Source organism: Thiohalocapsa sp. (genome assembly GCF_022340605.1).
Taxonomy (GTDB): Bacteria; Pseudomonadota; Gammaproteobacteria; order Chromatiales; family Chromatiaceae; genus Thiohalocapsa.
Window position 1 is genome coordinate 1 of record NZ_JAJDNQ010000003.1, and the last position, 8,911, is coordinate 8,911.

Below are 8,911 nucleotides of genomic sequence, written 5' to 3' on the forward strand. Positions count from 1 at the left end.
CAGCCGTGGCTTTGCCCATCTGTTTGGCAAGATCCTCCGCGCCCGAGACGGCCAGCAATCGCTCGATATCGGCGCGCTGCGCCTGCGAGGGTTTCTGCGCCGCTGGGGCCATGGTGCAGCCCAGTGCCGCGAGTGCCACCAGGAGTATCGGGATCCAGCGCTTCATGAGTCATCTCTCCATTTGCAGTCCATGGCGTTTCCGGCAACGAACCGGGGACCGCCGCATTGACAAATTGTAGAATACACATGGTAGCAAGGGATATTGACCGTCGCGCAACCAACTGGTGCAGCGTTTCTCCCAACTTTGCTTTCGTTGTCGTTGTCGTTGTCGAGTATCCGATTACGACCGCGACCACGACCACGACCACGAGCAGAGACTTCGACCGGGTTCCTCGGCTCCGGCCTCAACCGGGTTGACGCCTGCAAAATTGGCTGAAACGGGGTACTAGCGCTCGGCTCGAATGGGCGACCTTGCGCAGCATCAGGTACTAGCGAGCACGGTCCGTCGCCTCGCCGTGCTCGACCACTGCCGCGCGCAGCGCCGCCCGGTCCGGCTTGCCGGCGGCCAGCAGCGGCAGCGCGTCGAAGCGGCGCAACAGGCGCGGGCGCTCGCGGCCCGGCAGCTCGGCGCGGCACCAGGCGTCCACGGCTGCCGGTGTTGCCGACCCGCTCCAGCAGGCCGCCAAGGTCGCGCCCCAGGTGGGGTGCGGCACGGCGACGACGGCTACCTCGCGCATCCCCGGCAACCCAGCGAGCCTCATTTCCACCGCGGCCGGGGAGACCTGCTCGCCGCCGATGACTACCAGTTCATCGGCCCGTCCGAAGACCCGGAGCGCGCCGTCGGCATCCAGCCGGCACAGATCAGCGGTGGTGAGCCAGCCGTCGGCAAGCCCGATGCCGGGGCGCCGCGCCGCGTCGGCGTAGCCGGCCATCAGCATCGGCCCGCGCAGCCGGAGCACGCGCGGCGCCTGGTCGGACCCAGCGCAGTCCAGGTCCACATCCGGCAGCGGCAGACCCACCCACGTGCCGGGAGCGTCGTCATCCTGCCAGCGCCCCACCGCGATCATCGACCCCGTCTCGGACATCCCGTAGCTGACATAAAGTGGCCAGCCGGCGGCCACCGCGCGGCGCGCCAGCGCCGGGTGCAGCGCCTGGCCACCCAGCAGCGCCACCCGCAACGACGCCGGCGGCGCGGGCATGACCTCCAGCAGCCGCGCCAGCATCGCCGGCACCAGGGATACATGCGTGACGGGATAGCCGGCCAGCGCACCGGCCACCGCGGCCGCGTCGAAACCCGGCCGCGCGGGCTCGGAGCCCACATCGCCGTGGCGTGGCACCAAGGGCGCCCGCGCGTCGCCGGCACCCACCAGCCGCAGCGTCGCCCCCGCCAGCGCACAGCGCCAGCCGATGGCGAGCCCGCCGATGTGGGAGAGCGGCAGCACGCAAAGCCATTGATCGCCGCGGCGCAGGTCCAGCGCCGCGTTCACCCGCGCGGCGGAGGCGAGGAGCTGCCCGGCCGTCAGCATCACCAACTTCGGCACGCCGCTGCTGCCGCTGGTGCGCACCAGCAGCGCCGGCCAGGCCGCGTCGGCGGCAAGCGCCCGCCTGCGGCCCGTGGGCATCACCGCGCCGCGCTGCCAGTGCCACTCGGCACCCACGCCGGCCGCAAGCGCATCGAGCGCCGCCGCTGCAAGCTCCGGGGGATAGGGCAACAGCCCGGCGCCGAGGCGGGCCAGCGCGTGCTGCAACAGCAGCAGATGGACCGGATCATCCGCCGCGCGGAGCGCGACCTGCCCGGCGCGAAGCCCTGCCACCGACAATCGCTGCGCAAGCTCTGCGGCCTGCGCCGCGACAGCCGCGGCAGGCCAATGGGTGTCCGCCATCGCCAGCGCCGGCGTCGCCGGCTGCGGCAATGCACGCGCTGGTCGGTTCGGATCGGATGCGGGCATGGCGAGCGTCAATTTCCACGGATCGCACATGGTGCCGCGGACGGGCGACCGCCGCCAGCGGCGCGTGCGGCAGCATGTGAAAGGTGCTGCTCCCACGGGCGTGGTTGCCGGGCGGCACGAACAGGCTCGCGCCGGAACGCTGCATAAGACCCGGGCGCGGCTCAGGACGGTTGGCCGGTCAGCAGCTCGCGCACGCCCGCCGGCCCCTCGCGCAGCGCGGCCCGGAAGCGGGCGCGGAAGGCGCGCGTGGACAGGTCCTCCAGCGTGCCGCCGGCCTCGAAGTGCTCCAGCAGCACCTTGCCGGTGGCATAGCTGACCACGCCCGCGAGGCTGGACAGCGTGGCGCCGGCGCCGAGGCTGCCGAAGCCGGGGCAGAGCTTCAGCGACGACACGCAGGCACCGGTGGCCAGCACCGGCAGCGACGCGCTGAGCATGGACGCGGCCACGCCCGCATAGAAGCGATTGAAGGCCACGCCGTAGTGATCCGCCAGGCGCCCCATGAGGTTGAGCTGAAGATTGAACAGCAGGATGCCGTCCAGCAGCGGCAGCGGCGCCATGGCGAGGGTGCTGCCGGCGATGACGTGGTTACGGATAATGCCCTCCGCCTCGGCGCGCACCAGGCGCGACTCGGCCAGGGCCAGGCGCAGGTCCGCGCCCAGGTGTGCGGCGCCGGTGCGCGCCGGCCGGGCCTCGGGACAGGGTTCAGATCGGGGCTCAAATCGGGGTTCGGTCGGTCCAGTCACGGGACAGTCTCCGGTAGGCCTTGCGGATCTGGTCGGTGCGGCGGGCGGCCGCGGCCAGTTCCTCCGGCGACGGGTTGAGATGCGCGAGCTTGTCCGGGTGATGCCGGCTCAACAGGCGGCGATAGGCACGCGTCACCTCGGCGCGCGACGCGCCCACCGGCACGCCCAATAGCTCCGCCGCGGCCCGCCGCGACAGGTCGCCGCCGCCAGCGCGCAGGCGCTGGCGCTCCGCCTGCCACGCCGCCACCAGACGCTCCAGCCGGCGCGAGCGGACACCCAGGCGGGTGGCGATGTCCTGCAACAGCTGCCGCGCCGGGGCGCCCGCATCGAGGTCTTCGACCAGCGGTGAGAGCGTGCCGAGCAGCGCCAGCGCCAGGTCCGGGCGCCGCTGAAACGCACGGCGGAATTGGCTGACCACCGCGGTCAGCGGGAAGTCGGCGCGCTGCCCATCACGGAACAGCACCCGCGCTCGCTCACGCCCGGACGCATCCAGCCCCTCGGCCGCCAGCAACCCCTCCAGCACCGCCGCGCGCCGCGCCGGCGGCGATGCCGCGGCACGCACCAACGCGCCAGCCAGCGAGAACAGCGCCGTGCGCCGCTGGCACAACAGCCGCTCGCGCAGACGCACATCGCGCACCGGCGCGTAGGCGCGCTTGAGGCCGCGCAGATCCCGGTCCATCTGGTGGCCGATGCCCAGCGCCGCCAGCGCGGCCATAGGACCGCCGATCAGGCCCGCGACTCCGCCTGCAAACGCCTTGCCCCACCAAGACATGGCAACGCATCAGGCCGCTGTCACCGCGGCCTCGGCCTGCGGCCGTTTGGCGCTCGCCGCGCGAGCGGACGACAGCCCGGGCATGAGCCGCAGCGCCAGCCCCAGCAGCAAACCACCGCCGAGGCCCAGGGCCGACGCCACGCCGGCACCGAGCAGCTGCATCGGCAGATCTTCGGCGACGGGCATGAACAGGTACCCATTCGGCCCCACCAGCGCCGGTGCCAGCGCCGCGCAAAGGCCTGCGATGCTGAAGGCTGCGGCCGGTTCCGCGGCGGTATCGCGGCGCTGCAGGAGCGGTGCGAACAGCGTGTGCAGTAATCCCACCAGCGCACCGAAGATCAGCGCCGTGAGCGCACCCGCCTGCGTGCCTAACGCGGGCGCCGCGACCACGCCGGCCACCAGCGCCGCCGGCAGGCCCCGCAAGCGCCCGCGCCCGCCGCGGAACAGGGCGCCGAACAGTGCCGAAGTCATGACCGCACCGACTGCCGACGCCCAGCTCAACAGCATCAACGCCGCAGCCGCGTCCGCCTCGGCGGCGGCCAGACGCGGCACCAGCCAGCCGATCCAGAGCAGCAGCACGGCCACCACCAGCAGCGCGGGCTCGTGGCCGGCGGCGCCGGTGTCCGGCCGTCCCGCCGCACGCCTGCCCAGGCCAAGCGCCAACCCCAGCGCCGCGCTGCCACCGACCAGCGCTGCGCTCACGACGCCGCCGCTGTCGCTGAAGCCGTGCCGTACCAGCCAGCCGGCCGCCTGCGCGTCACCGCCGGCCGGGAGGGCGGTCCAGTGGCCGAACAGCGGCAGCAGCAGCCCGCCGAGCACTACGCCCACCAGCGAGCCGCCGGCGGCGGACAGCCGCGGCCCGGCGGTGACGGCTACCAGCAGCGCCATCGCCACCACAAGCGGCAACTGCTCCAGCAGCGCGCCGGCGATATCGGGCAATCCGGCGTCCGGCGACAACCGGAACAACGCGGGCAGAAAGGCCAAGGGTGCACCAAGCAGGCCGCCGGAACTGGCGCCGTCGCGAATCCCGACGCCCAGCACCATGAAGCCGAGCGCGGCACCGCCGAGCGCCAGCAGCAACGCGGGCGCGCTCATGCGAGCCGCCGCGGGGACACCGGCTGCAGCAGGCCAGCCGGCGCGGGCGACGGCATACAGCAGGATGCCGGCTGGCAGCAGCAGGCCCAGCGCGGCCGGCAGCAGCGCGGCACGGGCGCGCTCGCCCCCGGCTGCCGTAGCGTCCGCCGCGCCGGTCTCGGCGCCGTTCTCGACGGCCGGCGGCGCCGCCGACGCCCGCCGCAGGGCGCGCTCGAGGCCCTGCACCTTGGCGCGCAGCGCGTCGATCGCTTGGGCGGTGTCGCCACTGCCCATCAGCGTCTCATAGAGCTTCACCGAGTTGTCCTCGATGCGCGACTCGTGCTTCTCCAGCTGCGCCTGCGCCTGTTCCAGTTGCTGCGCCAGCGAGTCGAGCCGCAGCGACATCGGGTCCATGCGCTTGAGCTCGGCATCCAGCCGCTCGCCCTGCTGCGCGATGGCCTGCCGGTTGCCCTCGATTTGCTCCTGCTGGGTCTTGAGGCCCTGGTCGAGCCCATCGACCTGCTGCGCCAGCCCATTCAGGACCTCCTCCGGCGACGGCTCGGCGGACGCCTCATCGGCAGCACCCTCGGCCGCCGTCGCGGCAGCGGCTACCGCGGCGCGCGGCGACGCTGCCAGCGCCAACGCCGCCAGCAGCACCATCAGGAGGGCCGCCGACCAGGCTGCCGCCCCGCCGCGGCGGCGCCCCTGCACCGCGATTGCACTGTCTGTCGGGCTCATCGCGGCGACTCCTTGCCAAGCTTCTTCGGCGCCGGGTCGGCGGCGAGCACGAACAAGAGCCCGAGCAGGGGTGTGAACAGGATCGATGACCAGAGATAGCCCCAGTAGCCCCATTTCCGGCGCCGCCCGAGGTAGGCCACCAGGATTGCGGCGCTGATGTAGATGCCGATGATGAGGAACTGATTCAGGGGAGGCATGGCGTTGGATACTCGTCAGTGGCTGGCGGACGCGCCGTCACCGGCAGCTGAGGCCGCGGCCGCATCGCCCGCCGACGTGGCCGGCCGTGCCGCCATGAAGCCGGGCTCGATGGCACGGGAAACCAGCGTCAGCAGCCGCGGGTCGGGCCGGATCCCGAGCTCGGAGAAGGCGGCGAGGTCGGCACTCACCGCCGGCAGGTTGGTGAGCTTGCGGTTCAGCGCATGCACCTTCATCCCGCGCAGGACGCCGTCGAAGCGCAGCGCCACGCGGGGGTCGTCCAGGTCGACTCCGGATGCGACCAGCCCCAGGGTGAGCCCCAGGTCAGCGTCGAGCGTCTGCGCCAGCGCGAAGGCGGGCACGCCGAAATCGCGCAAGGTGCGGTTCAGCCGGCGCACCAGCGTGGGCGCGAGCCCCGAGTCGGGGACCACGAACAAGGCGTCCACCGTGCGCGCCAGACGGCTCCAGCAGCGCACGGCGGCCCGCTCCAGCGGGGCCTGGTCAGCGCTGCCCTCAGGCTCGGGGCGGTGCAGCCCGGTTGCGTGCCGGGGGGCGGTCCGCGACTCGGCGGGAGCAGGGGCAGAGGCAGGGTCGTCCGGCGCCGGCAGCTCACAGATCTCCACCGTAAAGCCGCGCGCGTCTGCCAGCGTCCGCGCGAGACCCACCGCCGCGCTGCCGGCACCGGTCTGCGGGACCACCAGGCCGAGACGCTTGAAGCCCAGGATCTCATGCGCCAGCGTCAGCCAGATGCGGTTGCGCTCGGCGGCGCTCAGGCGTGCGGTGGTCAATGTGTCGAGGCTGAGCGTGTCGGGCGCAGTCTCGGCAGTGCCCAAAGCAGCGCCTGGGGTCGCGTCCGCCGTTGCGCCGGGCTCGGCCGATGCAACGGCGGCCGCGTCAGCCGGTCCCGCGCCACCGGCCGCTTGCTCGGCCGGCATGGCTGCGGCCGGGGCGCCCTCCGGCGCCCCGGCCGCCGCACCGTCGCCGGCGGGCGTCGCCTGCTGCTGTTCCTGGCGCGCCATCTCCGCCCGCGCGGCGCGGAAGCTCGTCAGGCGGTAGGGTGCGGTGACGCCGGGCAGCGGCCACCAGCGCCCGAAGCGCAGCACGCGAAATTCAAATAGCTTCCCGTAGACGTTGCCGCGCGGGTCGTAGGCGAAGATGCCGGTGACCCCCGCGCGAGGCGGCCCATAGTGCGCCGTGGTCGCCAGCACGCGCGGCTCGGTGCTGCCGGCGGTGCGCACAATGTCGGCAAACAGCCGCGCCAAGTCATAGCCCTGGGCCGCGTCTTGGCCGGGCTCCGTGCTATAGGCGGCGCGGTAGGCGTCGACGAAGGCGCGGTTGCGCGGCCCCGGCGTGCCGACGTCGTACACGCCGGGCGCTACGACGCGGTCACCGGCCGTGTCCGCCAGCTCGATGAAGTTGCCGTAGGCGAGGCGGTCAGAGCCGAACACCGGCTGCTCGAAGCCCAGCTCACGCAGCTGCCGCAGCGCGCGCGCGCCGGCCTCGTGCTCGGCGGACAGGTAGATGGCGTCGAACTCCACCGCGTTGAGCTGGCCGAGCAGCCCACGGTAATTGCTCTCGCCTTCGAAGAACGACGCGCTGTAGACGATGTCGATACCGCGTGCACGCGCCTCGTCCTGGAACAGGAAGGCGAGCTCGCGGGCAGAGTCGTCGCGGCTGTGCAGCACCGCGATGCGCCGGTGGCCGAACAGATCGGCGACGCTCGCGGTCTGCGCCGCCATGGTGGCGTTGTCCGGCAGCGTCCGCAGCACGAAGTCGAAGCCGTGCCGGGTAAGCTGTTCCGCCGTCGCGAAGGCGGGCAGGAACAAGACCTGCGCGCCCTCGTAGATCACCGACGCCGGCACCGCCACCTCTGAGCGGCGGTGGCCCAGCACCACGGAGATGCGCGGATCTTGGGCGATCTGCCTCGCGACCCCGCGCATCTGACGCAAGTCGTTGCTGCCGGGGAACCGGCGCACCTGAAGCGGCCGGCCCAGCAGGCCGCCGTCAGCGGCGTTGATCTCCTGCGCAGCAAGCTCGATGCCCTGGACGAAGCCCGGGCCGAGCGGGTCCTCCACCGCGGCGATCACCACCGGCCCCCGCGCCTCGCGTGCATAGGCGACGCGCGCTTCGGCCAGGTTGCCGTACTGGTGGCCGCAACCGCCCAGCAAGGTGGTGACAAGCAGCAGCGCGACGCCCCTGCCGGCTCCGCGCCCACGGCATCGCCGCAGCCGCGCGCACGCCCGGCTCAGCGCCACGGACCACCGCCGCCGGGCACCAGCGGCAGACCACCCTCTTCGGCGCCGATCACCACCACGCTGGCGTTGGCGGACGTGGCCAGGTCGCGCGCGGCGCGGATGCCCTCGTGACGCAACAGCCGGGGTGTCAGCGTCGCGTCCACCTTGGCCTGGAAATCGCGGATACCGCGCGCCTCGGTGCGCTTGCGCTCGGCCTCCTGCGCCGCGGTCCTGAGGCGGAAGTCGTAGGAGGCGAGCAGCTGGCGCTGCTCGAGCTTGTCCTCGATGGCGGCCTTGACCCGGTCCGGCAATGTGACGCTGCGGATGACGATGTCCTCCGCGTCGACGAAATTGCGCCCCACCTCGTCGCGGGCGAGCAGCACGGCGGCGCCGAGCAACCCACCCTCGTTGGTGTAGATCTGCTCCGCCGTGTAGCGCGAGAGCTCGCGCCGCAGCACGGATTCGGTCTGCGGCACCACGACGCGCTCGGCGTAGTCTGGACCGATGCGCCGATGCAGCAGGCCGAGCTGCTCCACCTGCGGCTGGTAGCGGATGGCGAGCTCGAGGTGCACCGGCAGGCCCCGCACCGACAGCACGTCGAAGGCGTGCATCGCCACCTGCCGGCGCGTCTCGTAGTGGACCATGGTGTCCCAAGGGGAGATGACGTGCAGCCCCTCCCGGTAGACACGGTCCGTGACGGTGCCGGTGAAAAAGCGGTACAGCACCCCCGCCTCGCCGGGCTCGATGGAGACGAAGACCCGCCGCCACAGCAGGGCGGAAACCAGCACCGACATGAGCACGACGATCAGCAGCACCGGCAGCAACCGACCGACCCAGCGCGCGAATGGCGAGCGTCCCTCGGCCAGCGTGTCCGGGCCCGTCGCGGCGGCGGCCATGTCAGCTGGTGCGGGTGCCGCGCGGCCCGTGCATCAGGCCGTTTGCTCCGTGTCCTTGGCGACTTGTGCCTCCGCGACCGCGGCCTCGCCTTCCTTCAGCTTGCGCTTGAACAGCCGGCGCATGGCCTTGAGGTCGACGTTGAACAGGTCGCCACCACCCGAGAAGTGGCGGACGAAGACCTGGCCGACCGCGTAGGTGAGCGCCCCGCCCGTCACGGCGACACCGCCGCTGCCGAACAACGAACCGATGCCCGGCACGAGCTTGGCGCCCGAGCTCAGGCCGATCACGGAAAGCACCGGCGCGCTGCCG

At 72.7% G+C, this 8,911-nt stretch carries 8 protein-coding genes; all 8 read right to left on the minus strand.

All coding sequences use genetic code 11. The features are described 5' to 3' along the window. Positions 1 to 488: 488 nt before the first annotated feature. Positions 489 to 1,949, minus strand: coding sequence for a class I adenylate-forming enzyme family protein (locus LJE69_RS00110; RefSeq protein ID WP_296919889.1), 1,461 nt, complete (start codon positions 1,947 to 1,949; stop codon positions 489 to 491). A gap of 161 nt (positions 1,950 to 2,110) precedes the next feature. After that, positions 2,111 to 2,692 (minus strand): hypothetical protein, encoded by a 582-nt coding sequence (locus tag LJE69_RS00115; protein WP_296919892.1) that lies wholly within the window; start codon positions 2,690 to 2,692, stop codon positions 2,111 to 2,113. After that, positions 2,664 to 3,464, minus strand: coding sequence for a DnaJ domain-containing protein (locus LJE69_RS00120; RefSeq protein ID WP_296919896.1), 801 nt, complete (start codon positions 3,462 to 3,464; stop codon positions 2,664 to 2,666). Before LJE69_RS00120 ends, LJE69_RS00115 begins: the two co-directional genes overlap by 29 nt. Positions 3,465 to 3,473: 9 nt before the next feature. Then, complete coding sequence (locus tag LJE69_RS00125) at positions 3,474 to 5,276, minus strand: hypothetical protein (RefSeq protein WP_296919898.1); 1,803 nt, start codon at positions 5,274 to 5,276, stop codon at positions 3,474 to 3,476. Then, positions 5,273 to 5,473, minus strand: coding sequence for a hypothetical protein (locus LJE69_RS00130; protein WP_296919901.1), 201 nt, complete (start codon positions 5,471 to 5,473; stop codon positions 5,273 to 5,275). The genes LJE69_RS00125 and LJE69_RS00130 overlap by 4 nt, the downstream gene beginning before the upstream one ends. Positions 5,474 to 5,488: 15 nt before the next feature. Continuing rightward, the gene (locus LJE69_RS00135; RefSeq protein ID WP_296919904.1) at positions 5,489 to 7,639 is read right to left on the minus strand and encodes an ABC transporter substrate-binding protein; all 2,151 of its coding nucleotides are present in this window, start codon (positions 7,637 to 7,639) and stop codon (positions 5,489 to 5,491) included. A 77-nt stretch (positions 7,640 to 7,716) separates the two neighbouring features. Continuing rightward, positions 7,717 to 8,601, minus strand: a complete 885-nt coding sequence (locus tag LJE69_RS00140; RefSeq protein WP_296919907.1) for a prohibitin family protein — start codon at positions 8,599 to 8,601, stop codon at positions 7,717 to 7,719. A 33-nt stretch (positions 8,602 to 8,634) separates the two neighbouring features. Further along, positions 8,635 to 8,911: hypothetical protein (locus LJE69_RS00145; protein ID WP_296919909.1), on the minus strand; the 277-nt coding region annotated here is incomplete at its 5' end.